Source organism: Luteimonas sp. TWI382, from assembly GCF_039674545.1.
Classification (GTDB): domain Bacteria; phylum Pseudomonadota; class Gammaproteobacteria; order Xanthomonadales; family Xanthomonadaceae; genus Luteimonas.
In genome coordinates, this window is record NZ_JBDJNS010000011.1 from 69,424 (window position 1) to 86,087 (window position 16,664).

The following is a 16,664-nucleotide window of genomic DNA, read 5'->3' on the forward strand; positions in this document are numbered from 1 at the left end:
TCAGGTCGGCAGCTTGAAGTCGGCGACCGAACGGCGCAGGTCGGCGGCGAGCTGGGCGAGGTTGCCGATCGAATCGGCGGTCTGGCTGGCGCCGCGCGAGGTCTGCGCGGTGATCGACTGGATCGTGTGCATGGCCTCGGTGATGTTGGTCGCGGCCGAAGACTGCTGCTGCGCCGCCGAGGAGATGCCCTCGATGAGGTCGGCCAGGCTCGTCGACACGCTTTCGATCTCGCCCAGCGCGGTGCCGGCGTCCTCGGCCAGCCGCGCACCGGCGACGACCTCGGAGGTCGTCTGCTCCATCGAGGTGACCGCCTCGTTGGTGTCGGACTGGATCGTCTGCACCAGCGTTTCGATACGCCGCGTGGCGCCGGTGGCGCGTTCGGCCAGTCGCTGCACTTCGTCGGCGACCACCGCAAAGCCGCGTCCCGCCTCGCCGGCCGAGGCGGCCTGGATCGCAGCATTGAGCGCCAGGATGTTGGTCTGCTCGGAAATGTCGCTGATCAGCTCGACGATCGAGCCGATCTCCTGCGAGCTCTCGCCCAGGCGCTTGATGCGCTTGGAGGTCTCCTGGATCTGGTCGCGGATCGAATCCATGCCCGCGATCGTCTCGCGCACCACGCCGGCTCCCTTGGTCGCAATGCGCACCGAGCGCTGGGCGACGTCGGCCGATTCGGACGAATTGCGCGAGACCTGGTCGATGCTGACGGCGATCTCGTTGATGCGATCGGAGGCCGAATTGATCTCGTGGGCCTGATGCTCGGCGGCGTCGGCCAAGTGCATCGCGGTGGCGCGTGTTTCCTGCGCGCTCGAGGCGACTTGCACCGAGGTGTCGTTGATGGTCTGCACCAGGCTGCGCAACTGCTCGATCGCGTTGTTGATCGAATCGGCGATCGCGCCGGTGATGTCTTCGGTGACCGAGGCCTTGACGGTCAGGTCGCCCTCGGCGAGCGCGCCCATCTCGTCGAGCAGGCGCATGATCGCTTCCTGGTTGCGGTTGTTGAGCTCCAGCGAGGTCTCGTAGCGCCGCCGCTGGGCGCGATTGAGCTCGGTCACCAGGCCGGCGATCGCGGCCAGCGCCAACAGGCCGGCGACGATGCTGACCCACACGTTGCCGAGCAGGCTGCGGTCCTGCAGCGAGCCGAAGGCGGTGAAGGCGTTGAACAGCGCCTCACTGTCGCCCAGCAGCCGGTCGGAGCCGGCCACCAGCTCACCGGCCGCGGCCTGCGCCTGGAACAGCGGCTCGCTGCTGGCCAGGATCGCCTCCAGGTCGGTGCGCATCTGCGTCCAGGCCTCGTCGGCGCGTGCCAGCGCCGCAAGCGCGTTGCCGTTGGTCAGCGCCTGCAACTCGCGTGTCGGGTCACCTTCGCGCAGGCCGGTCATGACCTGCTGGAAGTCCTCGACGTTCCGGCGCAAGCCCTGGCCGGCCACCGCGGCGACACTGCCGCCGGCCTGCACCTCGGTCACCCGGCGCGCCATGTCGCCGGCGATCACCACCTGGCGCAGCGCCATGTACACCTGCGACGACGGCGAGCCGCTGCTCGACATCGCCCGCACCAGTTCGTCGAGCAGCGCCTGCAACTGCGGCACGCGCTGGCTGAAACGCTCGGCGTGGCCGGCAAACGCAGTGACCGCCGCTTCGCCTTCGGCCAGCCGCGCCGCACTCTCGCCCAGCGGATCCCAGGTTGCGGCGACCTTGCGGATCGGGCCGGACACGCCCGCAGTGCTGCCGTAGCGCTCCTCGAGCTGGCGGATGTCGCGCTCGATCTGCGCCCGGGTGGCGTTGAACGCCGCGAACGCGACCGCATTGCCGCGCGCCGCTTCCGACCCCTGGTTGGCCAGCCGCTGGCTGTCCACGCGCAGGTTCGAGGCCGAGAGGCTGGCACTGCCGAGCTGCGCGGCGCGCCAGGTGCCGTAGCCGGTGTTGAGGACCAGGACCGTGCCGGCGACGATCATCATCACGACCCAGAAGTTCGTGCCGAGAATGCGCCGTTTGCCTGCGCTGGGATCGACCACTGTGCTCATGCGTTGCGTTTCCTGATCGTAGTGCGCGCCGCGGCGTCAGGCCGCGGCATGTCTGAACTCGGGCGTGCGGGCCAGGCGATCGAGGCTGAAGACGCCCCAGACCGTACCGGCTTGCGCGTAGGCGCGCTCGACGAAGTGCGCATAGCGCCCGCTGGCGATACGGTCGGGCGGCACCTGGTCCTGTTCCAGGAAGCTGCGCTGGCCCAACAGGGCGTCGATCGTCACCGCGACGTCGCCCCCGGGCTGGCGGACCAGCAGCATCCGCTGACCGTCCTGCCGCGCACTGGGCTCGCCTTCCAAAAACTGCCGCAGATCGACGATCGGCAGCAGTGCGCCGCGTACGTTGCCCACCCCGAGCATCCAGGGCTGGGCGCCGGGAACGGGCGTGACCGGCGGCATTGCCAGGATCTCGACGACTTCGTCGAAGGCCGAGGCCAACAGCCGGCGACCGACCCGATAGCCCACACCGCGCCACAGGCCAGGCGCGTCCAGTTGTTCGGGCAGCCCGACGACGTGCGCCAGGCTGCGCCGCTCATAGTCGGCCAGCAGTGCGAACGGCCCCGGCGCCGGTGCCGCGAGATCGGGCGCCGAGGCGTTCACCCGCCCAGGACCTGGCGGATCTGCGCGATCAACGCCGCTTCGGTCGGCGGCTTGACCAGATAGCCCTTCGCCCCCTGGCGCAGGCCCCACATGCGGTCGGTCTCCATGCCCTTGGTGCTGACGATGACCACCGGGATGGCCGCGGTCTGCGGATCGCGCACCAGCGCACGGGTGGCCTGGAAGCCGCTCATGCCCGGCAGCACGACGTCCATCAGCACCAAGTCGGGCCGCTCGCTGCGACACAACGCGATGCCGTCCTCGGCATTGGCCGCCGCGAGCACTTCGTAGCCATGCCGCTCCAGCCACTGGGTCAACACCGCGGTGTCGGTGGGCGAGTCCTCGATCAACAGGATGCGGGCCATGCCTTTCCCCTCAGGCGTCGACGTGGTGACGGATCGCATCGAGCAATTCCTCGCGCGTGAACGGCTTGGTGACGTATTCGTCGGCACCGACGATCCGGCCACGCGCCTTGTCGAACAACCCGTCCTTGGACGAGAGCATGATGACCGGGGTCGTGCCGAAGCGGCGGTTGTTCTTGATCAGCGCGCAGGTCTGGTAGCCGTCGAGCCTGGGCATCATCACATCGACGAAGATGACCTGCGGTGCGTGCTCGACGATCTTGGCCAGGGCCTCGAAGCCGTCGACCGCGGTCACCACCTCGGCCCCTTCGCGGCGGAGCAGCGTCTCGGCGGTCCGTCGAATGGTCTTCGAATCGTCGATCACCATCACCCGCAGGCCGTCGAGGCATCCGGTGGATGGTCTGTCGTCACTGCTCATGCGGTCGCTGTCCCCTGCCCGACGCGCCGATTCGGCGCCGCAGCATCGCGAAGTTATATCCCAGCGGGCGGCTGGGCTGTCAAGCGTACACGCACTGGCGCCAGGTGCGCCGCAAAGGCCCTGCTAACATGCCGGCTTTCCCTCTGCGTGGATGCCGGTATGTCGCTGAACGTCGTCGTGGTGATGGATCCGATCGGCTCGATCCGGATCGCCAAGGACACGACGTTCGCGATGCTGCTCGAGGCGCAGCGGCGTGGGCACCGCCTGCAGTACGTGCTGCCCGGCGCACTGGGCATGGCCGGCGGCGACGCGGTGGCGACCCTGGCGCCGCTGACCGTGCGCGACGATCCCGCCGACTGGTTCAGCCTCGGCGCCCCGGCGCTGCATCGCTTCGGCGAGGGCGACGTGGTGTTGATGCGCAAGGATCCGCCGGTCGACCCGGAGTTCATCAACGACACCCAGATTCTCAGCGTCGCCCAGCGTCAGGGCGCGCGGATCGTCAACGATCCTCAGGGTCTGCGCGACATGAACGAGAAGCTCGGCGCGCTCGCGTTCCCGCAGTGTTGCCCACCGACGCGGGTGGCCCGCGACGCGGCCGCACTCAAGGCCTTCGTCGCCGAGCACGGCCAGGCGGTCCTCAAGCCGCTCGACGGCATGGGCGGACGCTCGATCTTCCGCGCCGCAGCCGGCGACCCGAACCTCAACGTGATCCTCGAGACCCTGACCGACGGCGGCCGGCGGCTGGCGATGGCGCAACGCTACCTGCCGGAGATCGTCGACGGCGACAAGCGCATCCTGCTGATCGACGGCGTGCCGGTGGACTACTGCCTGGCGCGGATCCCGCAGGGCGACGAGTTCCGCGGCAACCTGGCCGCGGGTGGTCGCGGCGAGGGTCGGCCGCTGAGCGAGCGCGACCGCTGGATCGCCGCCCAGGTCGGCCCGACGCTCGCCGCACGCGGCATGCGCTTCGTCGGCCTGGACGTGATCGGCGATTGGCTGACCGAGGTCAACGTCACCAGCCCGACCTGCGTGCGCGAGCTCGATGCGCAGTTCGGGCTGAACATCGCCGGGCAGTTGTTCGACGCGATCGAGCGCGGATGACACAGGCCCGGTCCCGGATCGCCCCGGATGCGCGTCGCTAGCGCCGACGACCGCAGGCCATGACCGCCGCGTCGCCGCCGCGGATCGGCGACGACGCGCGCCTGGGCGCGACGCTGGCGTTGTCGCTGCTGGTACATGGACTGCTGGTGCTGGGCATCGGCTTTTCGACCGAAGACGCCGCACCAGTGGTGCCGACGCTGGATGTGATCCTGACCGAGACCACGCGTCCGCTGACCCAGGCCCAGGCCGATTTCCTCGCCCAGGCCAGCCATCAGGGCGGCGGCGAGGACACGCGCAGCCTGCGGCCGCGCGAGCCGCGACCGGGCTTGCAGCCGCACCCCGAGGCCGGCGTCGCGCCGCGCCCGCTGCGTGCGCAATCGCCCGACACCCAGCCGCCGCCGCGCGAGCGCGTGGTCGCCAGCGCACGCGGTCAGCCCCGCGTGGCGAGTCCCGATCCCACGCCCCAGGCCGAGCGCCGCACGCTGCCGCCCGGCCCCGAACGGGTCGAACGCGACCTGGAGATGGCGCGGCTGGCCGCGGAGATCCACCTGCGCTCGGAGCGCTACGCGCGCAGGCCCAAGCGCAAGTTCGTGTCCGCCAGCACCCAGGAGTACGTCTACGCCACGTACCTGCGACAGTGGGTGGACCGGGTGGAGCGCGTGGGCAACCTGAACTACCCCGACGAGGCCCGCCGGCGCGGCCTGGCCGGGCGCCTGGTCATCAGCGTGGCGATCCGACGCGACGGTTCGGTGGAGCGTGCCGATGTCATCCGCAGCAGCGGCGTGCCCCTGCTCGACGATGCCGCGCTGCGGATCGCCCGGCTCGCCGAACCCTACCCACCGCTGCCGCCGACCGACGAGCAGATCGACATCCTGCACGTCACCCGCAGTTGGAACTTCCTGCCCGATGGCGCCCTGGTGGACGACTGACCGCGCTCGCCCAGAGCATGGCGTGCCGAGTAGGCCCGCCGCCACGCATGGCGCCCCCGCCCGACGCTGGATGACGCGGCTGTGCGCAGACGCCTACGGCGCCGGTTATCGCCCACCCGGCACGCGGCCGGCAACGGCATGGGCCCGCGCGCCGACCGTGATCGCGCCGTTCGCGCCGTCGACTGGAAGTTCGGCGCGAACCTCGGCGGCGAACTGCGCGACCTGCGCCGGCTGCCACCGGGCCAATTGCGGGCCGATGCTGGGGGCCTCCAGCACGGTCTGCCAGTAATCGTCGAAGGCGGCGAAGGTGCGCCGCACCTCGATTGAATGCGTCCGCACCTCGCACAGGCCGACACCGGCCCACAATGCCTGCAGCACCTCCACGCGCGAGGCATCCGGCGACGGCGGCGCAGGCAGCACGACCCCACGGGCGCGAAGCCGCGCCTGCAGCGCGTGATAAGGAAAACCGCCGCCGGGCAGATCCCAGGCATAAGCCGAGACCAGCGCGCCGGGACGCCCGACCCGCACCATTTCGGCCACGCCGCGTTCCGGGTCGGGTACGAAGAAGATCACCAGCGGCATGACCAGCGCATCGACACTGGCCGGCGGAAACGGCAACGCCATCGCATCGCCGGCCAGCAGATGCGCCGCATCGCCGGCCAGTCGCGCCCGCGCATGCGCCACCTGCGGCACGGACGGGTCGAGCCCGTACACCTGCGCCGGCGCGCAGCGCGCGATCAGCGTCTGGGTGAACGCCCCGTTGCCGCAGCCCACGTCGAGCCAGTCCAACCCCGGCGCCGGCGCGAGCCAGTCGAGGAACCGGTCGCCGACGAGCCGACTCCAGATGCCCATGTAGCGTTCGTAGCGTGCGCCATCGTCGAAGCGGATCTGCGCATCGGCCGCGGTCACAGCGGCGTCCAGCCCGCGCCCTCGCCCCGTCGCCAGAACACGCCGCGGGCCTGCCCGTAGATCGCGCTGCTGGGCACCACGCCGAACCAGCGGCCGTCGAGACTCGCGCCGCGATGGTCGCCGAGCACCAGCACATGCCCTGCCGGCACCCGCAGCCCATGGATGTCCGGCCCCCCGCCGTCCGCCAGGTCGAGCACCGCCTGGCGGGCGCCGAAATCCTCGGGCGCGCCGGCCAGCGGCGCGAGCGCGACCCCGTTGATCGATAGATGGCCATCGACAAGGTCGACCCGGTCGCCGCCGGTGGCGACGACCCGTTTGATGAGCCGGATGCCATCGGCCGGCGAGCGGAACACGACCACGTCCCCCCGCGCCGGTCGGTCGCCCGGCCATAGGATCCACTCGGTGAACGGCACCCGCAGGCCGTAGGCGCGCATGTCGACGACCACGCGGTCGCCCGGCTGCAGCGTCGGCGTCATCGAGCCACTGGGCACGTGATAGTGGTTGGCCAGCGACGAGCGTGCGATCAGCAACAGGCCGAGCAGGACGACCAGCGGCAGCCCCTCACGGCGCAGCCAGCCGCGCAGACGCCGGCCGGGGGGCACGGTGGACGATGGGCGCGCATCTGCAGGCGACGGCGAGGACATGGTCGGCTTCCGCATGAGGGTGGACCCAGGATAGGACAGTCGCAGACGCTCTGAGGGTCCGCTCAACGCTCAGCGCGGCGCGCCTGCTGCTGGGCCAGCGTCAGCGCGACATCGTTGCGCAGATAGACCGGCTCGACCCGCTCCGGCGCGACCGCCTCGCCCCGGGCGAACGCCGCGGCCGCCAGGGCGGCCAGATCGGCCGCCTGCGGCAACGCAGTCGCGTCGATCCGCGCCTTGGACGCGCCCAGGCGCGTCGCCAATACGCCATCGGCGACGCCGAAGCCGGTGCCCACGCCATACCAGGCCTCACCCGCGCCCGGCAATGCGATCGTGTCGGGCGCACCGACCCGCTCGTCGGACAGCGCCTCCGGTCCGGCTGCACGCATCGCGAATGCGGCGCGATAGACCTCGCCCATGCGCGCATCGATCGCCGCGAGCACGTGCGCGCCCTCCCCTGCACCGGCGCGCAATGCGAGCACGGCCAGCGTCGAGACGGCGACGACCGGGCGATCGAGCGCCAGCGCCACGCCCTGCACCAGCGCGATGCCCAGGCGCACGCCGGTAAAGGCGCCCGGGCCCCGGCTGACCGCGACCGCATCGAGCTGCCTGCGTGCAATTCCGGCCTCATCCAGCAGTGCATCGGCCCACGGCAACGCGAGCTCGGCATGGCGCCGGGGCGCGACTTCGCTGCGATGGAGCACGCGACCGTCGTCCCAGATGGCGACGGAGCAGGCTTCGGTGGCGGTTTCGAACGCGAGCAGTTTCATGAAGGCCGGGATTCGGGAAGCGGGAGGGCGGCGTCGGTCGCGCCGGCAGGGATTGTCGCAGGTGGCGCGGCGAAGAACGCCTCGACATCCGCGATCTCGCGCGTGCGCGGCAGCGGCGGCAGCGAGTCCAGGAACAGCGCACCGTAACCGCGTCCGAGCAAACGCGGATCGCACAGCACCAGCACGCCGCGATCGGCCTCGGTACGGATCAGCCGGCCGACGCCCTGCTTGAGGGCGATGACCGCCTGCGGCAGTTGCTCGTCGCGGAACGGATTGCCGCCGGCGCGGCGGATCGCATCGAGCCGCGCCTCGAACACCGGGTCGTCCGGGGCGGCGAACGGCAGCTTGTCGATGACGACCACGCTCAGCGCGTCGCCGGCGACATCCACGCCCTCACGGAAACTCGCCGCGCCCAACAGCACGCCGTTGCCGGACTCGCGAAAGCGCTGCAGCAGCACGTGTCGCGGCGCCTCGCCCTGCACGAACAACGGCCAGGGGCAGCGCGACGACGCACGCAACAGCACTGCGGTCTCGCGCAGCGCGCGATGCGAGGCGAACAGCACGAACGCGCGCCCGCCCGATGCGTGCAGCACCGGCAGCAGGGCGTCGACCACGGCGGCCGTGTAGGCGGGCGCGGCCGGCGTGGGCAGTCGGGGGGGCAGATAGCACAACGCCTGGCGCGCCCAATCGAACGGGCTCGGCGCGAGCAGCGTCTGTGGGGCGTCGAGCCCCAGCCGCTTGGCGATATGCGCGAAGCTGCCGTCCACCGCCAGCGTCGCCGACGTGAACACCCAGGCCGCCTGAGAGACCTCGCGATGCGCGCGCAGCGGAGCCGACACGTCCAACGGCGTGCGCTGCAGGCGGAAGCCCCGCGGCGTCAGCTCGTACCACAGCACGCTGTCATCGCCGGGGCGTTCGGCCAGCGTGGCTTCGTCGGCGTCCTCGACGTGCGCATCATCGAACATGGCAGCGGACGCAGCGCCGTCGTTCCAGCGCCGCAGTCGGGTCAGGCACAGCAGCGCGCGGGCGTGGCAGGCATCGAGCCCGGGCGAGGCCTCGCGCAAGGGCGTCAGGACGTCGCGCAGATGCACCAGGGCTTCATCGAGCGCATGCAGCGCCTCCTCGACCGCCGGCTGGTACAGCGCCCGATAGCGGGTGCCGCGGGCCGGCAGGCCGTCCATCGCCATCCGCAGGCCTCGCGCCGCGTCGTCGAGCGTCTGCGCCGGCAGTTGCAGCACCGGCAGCGCGCCTGGCACGTCGCGGCACTCGGCAACGGCGTCGCGCGCCAGTTCGACCAGCGGCCGCGCACTCAGGCCCTCGCCGAAGAACTGCGCGGCCAATTCCGGCAACTGGTGCGCCTCGTCGACGATGAAGGCCTGGGCGCCGGGGAGAATTTCGCCGAACCCCTCCTGCTTGAGCGCCAGGTCGGCGAGGAGCAGGTGGTGGTTGACGACGACCACGTCCGCGGCCTGCGCCCGCTGGCGCGCCTGGACCACGAAGCATTCGCTCCAGAACGGGCAGTCGTTGCCCAGGCAGTTGTCGACGGTGGAGGTGACCATCGGCAACAGCGGCGTGTCCTCGGGCAAGCCGTCGAGTTCGGCGACATCGCCCAGCCGGGTCCGCCCGGCCCAGGCGACGATGCGCTGGAACTGGTGGATCTGATCGCGCGTCGCCAGCCGCGGCGCGCCGCGCGCCTGCTCCAGCCGATACAGACACAGATAGTTCGCGCGCCCCTTGAGCAACGCGCTGCGCAGACCGCTGCCGAGCGCGTCGCGCACCCGCGGCAGGTCGCGGTGGTAGAGCTGGTCCTGCAGCGCCCGCGTTCCGGTCGAAACGATGGTCTTCAAGCCCGACAGCAGGGCCGGCACCAGGTAGGCGAAGGTCTTGCCGGTGCCGGTGCCGGCTTCGGCCAGCAGCGTGGTGCGCTGCTCGATCGCGTCGCCGACCGCCATCGCCAGCGCCTGCTGCGCCGGACGCGGACGGAAGGCCGGAATGTGCGCCGCCAGTAGGCCGCCTTCGACCAGCGCCTCGCGGCTGCGTGCAGCCAGGCCGTTGGCGTCAGGTGCCGGCACTCCGACGTCGCAGTCCGGACTCAGTAGCGCTGCGGGCCGGCGACGCGGCAGCCGTCGGCCTGTGTCCGTGCGGCGGTCGCGCCGGCGGTATCGCCCGCGGCAAGCCGGACCTGTTCGAGCGTGATCCAGTGCCGGCGACACAGTGGGCCGACTTGGCTGCCGATCGCATGCGCACGCTCGGCCATCTCCGCCGCGCGCGAGAACTCGCGCTGCAGGATCGCCAGTTCGGCGCGCTCCTGCAGCAGCGCAGGGTCGTCGTGCACGATCTCCAGCGCCTGATCGAGCGCGGCCGCCGCGCCGGCCACGTCGCCCTGGCCTTCGAGTACGACTGCGCGTTCGCGCAGATCCTCGACCATCGGATCGCGCAGGGGCTGCACCGCCAGCTCACCGTCGCCGTCGCCGCTGGCAGCGCGGATCGCCGCGACCATCGCCTGCGGCGCAAGGGTGCTCGCCGGGGCGGCCGCCGGGGTGGATGTGGGCGGTGTGGTGCACGCAGCCAGCGCGAGCACGGCGGCGCAGCAGGCGCCGCGCAACAGGAAGGCGGTCATTGGGGTGATTCCTCGGCAGGCGGCTGGGCCGCGGGCTGCGGCGGCGATGGCGGTTGCGGCGGCGCGGGCGGTGATTCGTCGCGATCGCGGCGGCCGAAGCCGAACCACTCGCGCCAGCCGCGCCGCTCGGTCTCGATCGGCGCGCCATTGGCGTCGACCGGGTTGCCGTTCTGGTCGATGTACGTGGGCTGGCCGTCCTGGTCGTAGCCGCGGCACGACTGGTACGGCGGCGCGTACCCGGCGACGAATGCGAACCGACGTGCGCCCGGGCAGTCGGCATCGGTCGCGGTGGACTGCGCCACCCACTGCCATTCCAGGCCCTCGCTGCCCACGTCGAGCGGTGCACTGGGCAGCCGCGAGAACAGCCCGGACCACACCCGCATCGCACCGGTCGCGCCGACCAGCCCGGTCTGCGCGTTCTGGTCGTTGCCAACCCACACCACGCCCAAGTGGTCGCCGGTCCAGCCTGCAAACCAACTGTCGCGCCCGTCGTTGCTGGTGCCGGTCTTGCCGGCGGCGTTGAGCCGGCCCAGGCCGTCGTTGACCAGCCGGCGCGCGGTGCCCGAGGTCACCGCGTGCTGCAGCGCGATCGTGACCACCCGCGCCGACAGCGCATCGCTCTGCTGCGCGGGACTGGGCTGGGTGTCGTAGCGGTTGACCACGCGCCCCTGCTCGTCGATGACGCCGCGCACGGTGCGCAGCGTCTGCACTTCGCCGCCCGATGCCAGGAACTGGTAGAGCTGGGCCATTGCATAGGGGCTCTGGTCCATCGCGCCGAGGATCAGCGCCGGATTGGCCTCGGCGCGGATGCCGGTCAGCATGTGCACCACGTCGGCCAGCGCGCGCGGTCCGACATCCATGCCCACGCGCACCGTGGACTGGTTGTACGAGCTGGCCAGCGCATCGATCAGCCGCACCGTGCCGTGGCTGCGGCCATCGGCGTTGCCGGGCGACCAGCGCTTGCCGTTCTCGAGCGTGACCGTGACCGGCGAGTCGTCGACCCAACTGGCCAGCGAATAGCGGGTGGGGTTGCTGAGCGCAATCAGGTAGACGAAGGGCTTGAGCAGCGATCCGACCGGCCGGTGGGCCTCGAACGCGCGATTGAAGCCATGCTCGCTCGGCACGCGACTGCCGACCGCGGCGATGACCTCGCCGGTATGCACGTCGGTGACCACCAGGCCGGCCTGCAGTTCCGGGCGCCCGCGCGTCCCCAGATCCTTGAGCGTGCGCACGGTCGCGCCTTCGGCATAGGCCTGGGCCGACGGCACCATCGCGCTCATGACCGACAGTCCGGCGCCCTGCAACGCGCCGGCCGGATAATCGTTGGCGAGTTGGCGCCGGATCAGGTCGACGTAGGCGGGAAAGCGATTGGCGGCGATATTGCCGGGCGTATCGGTCACGCCCAGCGGGCGTGTTAGCGCGCGATCGTAGGCGGCCTGGTCGATGAGCCCGCTTTCGCGCATCTTGCCCAGCACGAAATCGCGCCGGGCCTGCGCGCGCTCGGGCTGGCGCCGCGGGTCGTAGTAGGACGGCCCGCGGATGATGCCGACCAGCAGCGCGACCTGCTCAGGCTCCAGGTCGTCGATCCGGCGGCCGAACCAGAACTCGGCACCGGCGGCGACGCCGTGGATCGCTTGCGCGCCACGCTGGCCGAGGTACACCTGGTTGAGATAGGCCTCCAGGATCGCGCCCTTGTCGTAGCGCGCCTCGATCAGCAGCGCGTAGAGGACCTCGTTGAACTTGCGGGTGTAGGTCTGCTCGCGACCGATGCCCAAAAGACCGCTGCGCGCAAGCTGCTGGGTCAACGTACTCGCCCCCTGCCGCGCCTCGCCGGCGCGCAGGTTCACCAGCGCCGCACGCGCCATGCCGCTCAGATCGATGCCGTGGTGGTGCGCGAAGTCCTTGTCCTCGACCGCCTGTAGCGTGTCGGTCAGCAGCTGCGGCACCTCCTGCACGCGGACCAAGCGTCGCTCTTCCTGCTGCTGTCCGTACAGGGTGGCGATGCGCGCCGGGTCCAGCCGCGCAGCTTCGATCGCACCGCCCGCGCCATCGCGCAGCCGCGAGATACGGCCGCCCGACAGCGACACCTGCACGCGCGCAGGCGCGACGACGCCGTCGACATCGCGATAGCCACGGCTGGAGATCGTCCAGCGCGCGCCCTCGGTGGCGTAGGTACCGGGCTTGACGCCGTCGCCTTCGCGATAGCCGGCCGCGGCCAGTTCGGTCTTGAGCGTGGCGGCGTTCATCGCCACCCCCTGGGCCAGATGCAGCGGGCGGGCGTAGACGCGGGTGGGCATCTGCCAACGCAGGGCGCCGAAGCGCTCGCCGACCTGGTGATTGAGATACAGCGTGTAGGGAATCAGAAAACCGAGTCCCAGGCCGATCAGCGCCAGCATCCAGCTCAGGAGGCGGCGGTGCCAGGTCGACGGCGCTGCGCCGTCATCGTCGAGATCGTCGTCGTCTTCGTAATCGATCCGGGCCATGGCTGTCCTGCACCCGCGGCAGCGGGTCGATGTGGGTGACACAATAGCGCCGGGCAGTCTATCCCAGCGCCTCCGGGCGGGATCGGGCGGCCTCCCCGACCAGTCAGCTGGAGTTCCGACGCATGTCGTTTTCCCTGGCCGATGCGCGCTTCCGGGTCGTCCGGGCGCTCGGCCTGTTCCGCCGCGGACTCGCGAGCCTGCGCATGCGCGGGCTGCGCGCGACGTGGCAGCGGGTGGGCGCGCAGTTCGGCGTGTTCGCACCGCGCGCGCGGCAGGCGCTGCTCGCAGCCGACATGGGCGCGTTCGCACCGTTCGACGTCCCGTTCCACGCCGCACCCGCGGTGTCGATCGTGGTACCGGTCTACGGCCATCTGCCACAGACCCTGGCCTGCCTGCGCGCGATCGCCGCGCACCCGCCGCGCGCTGCGATCGAGGTCATCGTCGTCGACGATGCCAGCCCCGACGACAGCGCGGCGACCCTGGCCCACATCGGCGGCCTGCGCCTGCACGCGATGCCGGCGAACGCGGGGTTCATCGGTGCCTGCAATGCGGGCGCGGCGCTGGCGCGCGGGGGCCATCTGCTGTTCCTCAACAACGACACGGTTCCCCAGCCCGGCTGGCTCGACGCGATGCTCGCGACCTTCGACCGCGAGCCCGATGCAGGCATCGTCGGCGCGCAGTTGCTCTATCCCGACGGCCGCCTGCAGGAAGCGGGCACGATGCTCGTGCGCGACGGCCGCGGCGAGAACCGCGGCCGGTTCGCCGACCCACTGCATCCGCAGCTGCGCTACTGCGCCGACGTCGATTACGTGTCGGGGGCGGCGCTGATGCTGCCGCGCGCGCTGTTCGAACGTCTGGGCGGCTTCGACAGCCGCTATGCACCGGCCTACTACGAGGATGCGGATCTCGCGCTGCGGGTGCGCGAAGCCGGGCTGCGCGTGGCGATGCAGCCCGAGGCCTGCGTCGTGCACCTGGAGGGTGCGAGCGCGGGCACCGATCTGTCGCAGGGCATGAAGGCAGCACAGGCGCGCAACCAGCCAGTATTCGCCGCACGCTGGGCACACGTGCTGGCGCAGCGACCCGCCGATCCGGTGGCGGCCGGCCAACTGCCGCGCGCTGGCGTGCCCCAGGTGCTGATCATCGACAGCGTGACCCCGATGCCCGATCGCGACTCGGCCTCGCTGCGGCTGGTCAACCTGATGCGGCTGTTGCGCGAGGCGGGCATGCACGTGGTGTTCCTGCCGGCCGACCGCCGTCACCTGGGCGCGGCCACGCAGGCGCTGCAGGCGATCGGTGTCGAGGTCTGGTATGCGCCCTACGCCAAGAGCGCGGCGCACTGGATGCGCACGCACGGCGGACGGTTCGCGCGGGTCATGCTGTGCCGCCACTACATCGCGCACGAGTTTCTGCCACTGGTGCGCCGACATGCACCGCAGGCGCAGGTGATCTTCGACACCATCGACCTGCACTACCTGCGCGAACTGCGTGGTGCGGAAGTGTCGGGCGATCCTGCGCTGCGCCGCGCTGCCGAGCGCACCCGCGACCAGGAACTCGACGTCGTGGGGCGCAGCGACACGACCCTGGTCGTGAGCCCGAGCGAGGTCGCCCTGCTGGCCCGCGACGCCCCCCAGGCCCGAGTGGCGCTGCTGTCGAACCTGCACGAGGTCGCCGGTCCTGGGCGGCCGTTCGCGCAGCGGCAGGACCTGGTCTTTGTCGGCGGCTTTCGCCATCCGCCGAACGTCGATGCGGTGAAGTGGTTCGTCGGCACGATCTTTCCGGCGATCCGCGCGCGCCTGCCGCAGGTCCGCTTCCACTGCATCGGCGGCCATGTCGACGAGGCCATCGCCGCCCTGGCCCGGGTCGACGGGGTCGTCATCCATGGCCACGTGCCGGACATCACGCCCTACATGGACGGCTGCCGCATCGCGGTCGCGCCGCTGCGCTTCGGTGCCGGCGTCAAGGGCAAGGTCAACCTGAGCATGGCCCATGGCCAGCCGGTGGTCGCGACAACCTGCGCAGCCGAGGGCATGCAACTGCACGACGGCCATGACGTGCTGCTGGCCGACCAGGCCGACGCGTTCGCCGACGCGGTCGTGCGCCTGTACGACGACGACGCCCTGTGGTGCCGGCTCGCGGAAAACGGCCTGGACAATGTCCGGCGCCACTTCTCCCTCGACGCCGCGCGCCGGACCGTCCATAGCGTGTTCGTGGACGGTGTCGAGGGCCGCCCGCAGCCCTGATCAATCGCCGTTGAGCGATGCAGTGCGCAGCCGCTGGGCGAACTCGGCGTGCCCCGGCACCCCTGGGTCGATCCTGCGCGCCGCCGACAGCGCGGCCTGCGCACCGGCGAGATTGCCCGCCCCCAGACGCTCGTCGCCGATCGCCAGCCAACGCTGGGCCAAGCGCCGCCGCGCGTCGCGGGCCGCCGGCTCGCCTTCGCCCAGTGCCACCCGGGCGTCGAGGCAGGCATGCGCGCGCGCGAGATTGTTGGCGCGCAGGCCGGCGTCGAAGCATTGCCGGGCACCGGGCAACAACCTGGCCGAGGCACGGGCGACCGCCGGATCGTCGGGCGTCAGCAACCGGGCGGCGCGGACATGGTCATAGGCGCTGTCGCCCGGAGGGGCCATCAGATCGCCGCGCGCCTGCGCGGCAGCCGCCTGCTGCAGTAGAGTCGCCACCCGGCGTCGGCGTTCCTGGGGCGGCAACTGCGCACCGCGGTCGGCATGCACCGCGCGCGACCGCGCGATCCGCGATTCGGCCGCACGTACTGCCTCGCTGTCGGGCGCCAGCGCGCGCGCCTCGCGCAGCTGCGCATCGGCAGCGGCGAAGTTGAAGTCGCGGGCATAGCGCTCGGCGCGCTGTGCATACGCGGCCCCCGCATCGAGCAGCCCACGCTGCGCGGCGGCGTCCTCGGCATCGAAGGCCAGCAGGCTCTGCCACTGGGCGACGGCGCGCTCGATGCGCCCGTCGGCGAGATGCGCCGCCGCGCGCCGCCGCAGTGCATCGAGTTCCTCGGTCAGGCGGGCCTGGGTGTCGGGCAGGTCGACGTGGCCGGGATCGTAATCGCGCGCAGTGGCGACCAGCGCGGCCGCTCCGCGCAGATCGCCGTCGCGCAGTCGCGCACGTGCCCGCTCGAGCAGGGCGGCCAGTGACTCGTCGCGCCCGCGCAGCGCATCGCCATTGCTCGGCTCGATCGCGAGCACCCGCCCATACAGCGGCAGCGCCGCATCGGGACCGGCATCGAGCCGGCCCAGGGCCTGCGCCGCCTGCGCCTGGCGCAACAGCACCTCCGGCGCTGTCCCACCGGCCTCGAGCGCGCGCAGCCGCGCGTCCACCGCCGCGATCGCATCGCGCGGTGCGGACAACTCCCGGGCCAGCTTGAGCGCAGCCCGGGCGGCGTCGAAGCGCCGGGCCTCGACCGCGGTTCGAGCCTGGACGAGTGCCGCATCGGCGACCTGCGACAGCCCGGCGCGCGGACGCACATCGTCAGGGTCGAGCGCCTGCGCGGCCTCGAACAGTTGCCGCGCGCCGCTACCGTCGCCGGCGTCCAGGCGCCCCTCCGCGACCGCCTGCGCGGCATCGTCGAGCAAGGCCTGCACCCGTGTCTCGGGCCACAGTCGGTCGACGACGAGCACACGGACGCCCAACACCAGCAGCGCCAGGCCGATGCACGCCGCCAGCGAGAACCCTGGCCAGCGGCGCCACCAGGGCGCGTCGGCCGCCAGCGACCGCCACGGGCGTGCAGCCAGGCGCCGGGCGGGCGCAGGTCCGTTGGAGAGATCGTCGCCGTTCACGCCGCGCAGTATGCGAGA

General features: G+C 71.7%; 14 protein-coding genes. 3 read left to right on the forward strand and 11 right to left on the reverse strand.

Annotation, left to right across the window (positions count from 1 at the left end; genetic code table 11):
* The 4 genes from ABE505_RS09335 to ABE505_RS09350 are packed head-to-tail and all read right to left on the reverse strand — an operon-like array spanning window position 1 to window position 3,399.
* The gene (locus ABE505_RS09335) at window positions 1-2,022 is read right to left on the reverse strand and encodes a methyl-accepting chemotaxis protein (RefSeq protein WP_346443024.1); all 2,022 of its coding nucleotides are present in this window, start codon (window positions 2,020-2,022) and stop codon (window positions 1-3) included.
* Between the two features lie 36 nt (window positions 2,023-2,058).
* Window positions 2,059-2,622: a chemotaxis protein CheW gene (locus tag ABE505_RS09340; protein WP_346443025.1), complete on the reverse strand. Its 564-nt coding sequence runs from the start codon at window positions 2,620-2,622 to the stop codon at window positions 2,059-2,061.
* On the reverse strand, window positions 2,619-2,984 hold the full coding sequence (locus tag ABE505_RS09345) for a response regulator (RefSeq protein WP_346443027.1): 366 nt from the start codon (window positions 2,982-2,984) through the stop codon (window positions 2,619-2,621). Before ABE505_RS09345 ends, ABE505_RS09340 begins: the two co-directional genes overlap by 4 nt.
* A 10-nt stretch (window positions 2,985-2,994) precedes the next feature.
* Window positions 2,995-3,399, reverse strand: coding sequence for a response regulator (locus tag ABE505_RS09350; protein ID WP_346443028.1), 405 nt, complete (start codon window positions 3,397-3,399; stop codon window positions 2,995-2,997).
* 159 nt (window positions 3,400-3,558) lie between these two features.
* Here ABE505_RS09350 and gshB point away from each other — a divergent pair, with 159 nt between their 5' ends.
* Together gshB and ABE505_RS09360 are read left to right on the forward strand one after the other, a co-directional pair.
* Window positions 3,559-4,500: a glutathione synthase gene (gene gshB, locus ABE505_RS09355; RefSeq protein ID WP_346443030.1), complete on the forward strand. Its 942-nt coding sequence runs from the start codon at window positions 3,559-3,561 to the stop codon at window positions 4,498-4,500.
* A 59-nt stretch (window positions 4,501-4,559) separates the two neighbouring features.
* On the forward strand, window positions 4,560-5,429 hold the full coding sequence (locus ABE505_RS09360) for an energy transducer TonB (protein ID WP_346443031.1): 870 nt from the start codon (window positions 4,560-4,562) through the stop codon (window positions 5,427-5,429).
* Window positions 5,430-5,534: 105 nt separating this feature from the next.
* Here the strand turns inward: ABE505_RS09360 and ABE505_RS09365 are convergent, their stop codons facing one another.
* From ABE505_RS09365 to mrcB, 6 genes are all read right to left on the reverse strand, one after another.
* The gene (locus tag ABE505_RS09365; RefSeq protein ID WP_346443032.1) at window positions 5,535-6,338 is read right to left on the reverse strand and encodes a class I SAM-dependent methyltransferase; all 804 of its coding nucleotides are present in this window, start codon (window positions 6,336-6,338) and stop codon (window positions 5,535-5,537) included.
* On the reverse strand, window positions 6,335-6,982 hold the full coding sequence (gene lepB / locus ABE505_RS09370) for a signal peptidase I (protein ID WP_346443033.1): 648 nt from the start codon (window positions 6,980-6,982) through the stop codon (window positions 6,335-6,337). The genes ABE505_RS09365 and lepB overlap by 4 nt, the downstream gene beginning before the upstream one ends.
* A gap of 62 nt (window positions 6,983-7,044) precedes the next feature.
* A complete protein-coding gene (gene tsaB / locus ABE505_RS09375; RefSeq protein WP_346443035.1) occupies window positions 7,045-7,749 on the reverse strand; it encodes a tRNA (adenosine(37)-N6)-threonylcarbamoyltransferase complex dimerization subunit type 1 TsaB in 705 nt (234 codons plus the stop codon).
* Window positions 7,746-9,821: an ATP-dependent DNA helicase gene (locus ABE505_RS09380; RefSeq protein ID WP_346443037.1), complete on the reverse strand. Its 2,076-nt coding sequence runs from the start codon at window positions 9,819-9,821 to the stop codon at window positions 7,746-7,748. Before ABE505_RS09380 ends, tsaB begins: the two co-directional genes overlap by 4 nt.
* 20 nt (window positions 9,822-9,841) lie before the next feature.
* The gene (locus tag ABE505_RS09385) at window positions 9,842-10,369 is read right to left on the reverse strand and encodes a hypothetical protein (protein WP_346443039.1); all 528 of its coding nucleotides are present in this window, start codon (window positions 10,367-10,369) and stop codon (window positions 9,842-9,844) included.
* Window positions 10,366-12,852: a penicillin-binding protein 1B gene (mrcB, locus tag ABE505_RS09390; RefSeq protein WP_346443040.1), complete on the reverse strand. Its 2,487-nt coding sequence runs from the start codon at window positions 12,850-12,852 to the stop codon at window positions 10,366-10,368. The genes ABE505_RS09385 and mrcB overlap by 4 nt, the downstream gene beginning before the upstream one ends.
* A 122-nt stretch (window positions 12,853-12,974) precedes the next feature.
* Between mrcB and ABE505_RS09395 the strand changes: the two genes are divergently transcribed.
* Window positions 12,975-15,092, forward strand: coding sequence for a glycosyltransferase (locus ABE505_RS09395; protein WP_346443042.1), 2,118 nt, complete (start codon window positions 12,975-12,977; stop codon window positions 15,090-15,092).
* Here the strand turns inward: ABE505_RS09395 and ABE505_RS09400 are convergent, their stop codons facing one another.
* Window positions 15,093-16,646, reverse strand: a complete 1,554-nt coding sequence (locus ABE505_RS09400; protein WP_346443044.1) for a hypothetical protein — start codon at window positions 16,644-16,646, stop codon at window positions 15,093-15,095.
* Window positions 16,647-16,664 lie beyond the last annotated feature (18 nt).

Excerpts from the sequence above, each read along its gene's own strand:
- ABE505_RS09335 (WP_346443024.1), bottom strand. The coding sequence starts at position 2,022 with ATGAGCACAGTGGTCGATCCCAGCGCAGGCAAACGGCGCATTCTCGGC.
- ABE505_RS09345 (WP_346443027.1), bottom strand. The coding sequence starts at position 2,984 with ATGGCCCGCATCCTGTTGATCGAGGACTCGCCCACCGACACCGCGGTG.
- ABE505_RS09350 (WP_346443028.1), bottom strand. The coding sequence starts at position 3,399 with ATGAGCAGTGACGACAGACCATCCACCGGATGCCTCGACGGCCTGCGG.
- gshB (WP_346443030.1), top strand. The coding sequence starts at position 3,559 with ATGTCGCTGAACGTCGTCGTGGTGATGGATCCGATCGGCTCGATCCGG.
- ABE505_RS09360 (WP_346443031.1), top strand. The coding sequence starts at position 4,560 with ATGACCGCCGCGTCGCCGCCGCGGATCGGCGACGACGCGCGCCTGGGC.
- lepB (WP_346443033.1), bottom strand. The coding sequence starts at position 6,982 with ATGTCCTCGCCGTCGCCTGCAGATGCGCGCCCATCGTCCACCGTGCCC.
- tsaB (WP_346443035.1), bottom strand. The coding sequence starts at position 7,749 with ATGAAACTGCTCGCGTTCGAAACCGCCACCGAAGCCTGCTCCGTCGCC.
- ABE505_RS09385 (WP_346443039.1), bottom strand. The coding sequence starts at position 10,369 with ATGACCGCCTTCCTGTTGCGCGGCGCCTGCTGCGCCGCCGTGCTCGCG.
- mrcB (WP_346443040.1), bottom strand. The coding sequence starts at position 12,852 with ATGGCCCGGATCGATTACGAAGACGACGACGATCTCGACGATGACGGC.
- ABE505_RS09395 (WP_346443042.1), top strand. The coding sequence starts at position 12,975 with ATGTCGTTTTCCCTGGCCGATGCGCGCTTCCGGGTCGTCCGGGCGCTC.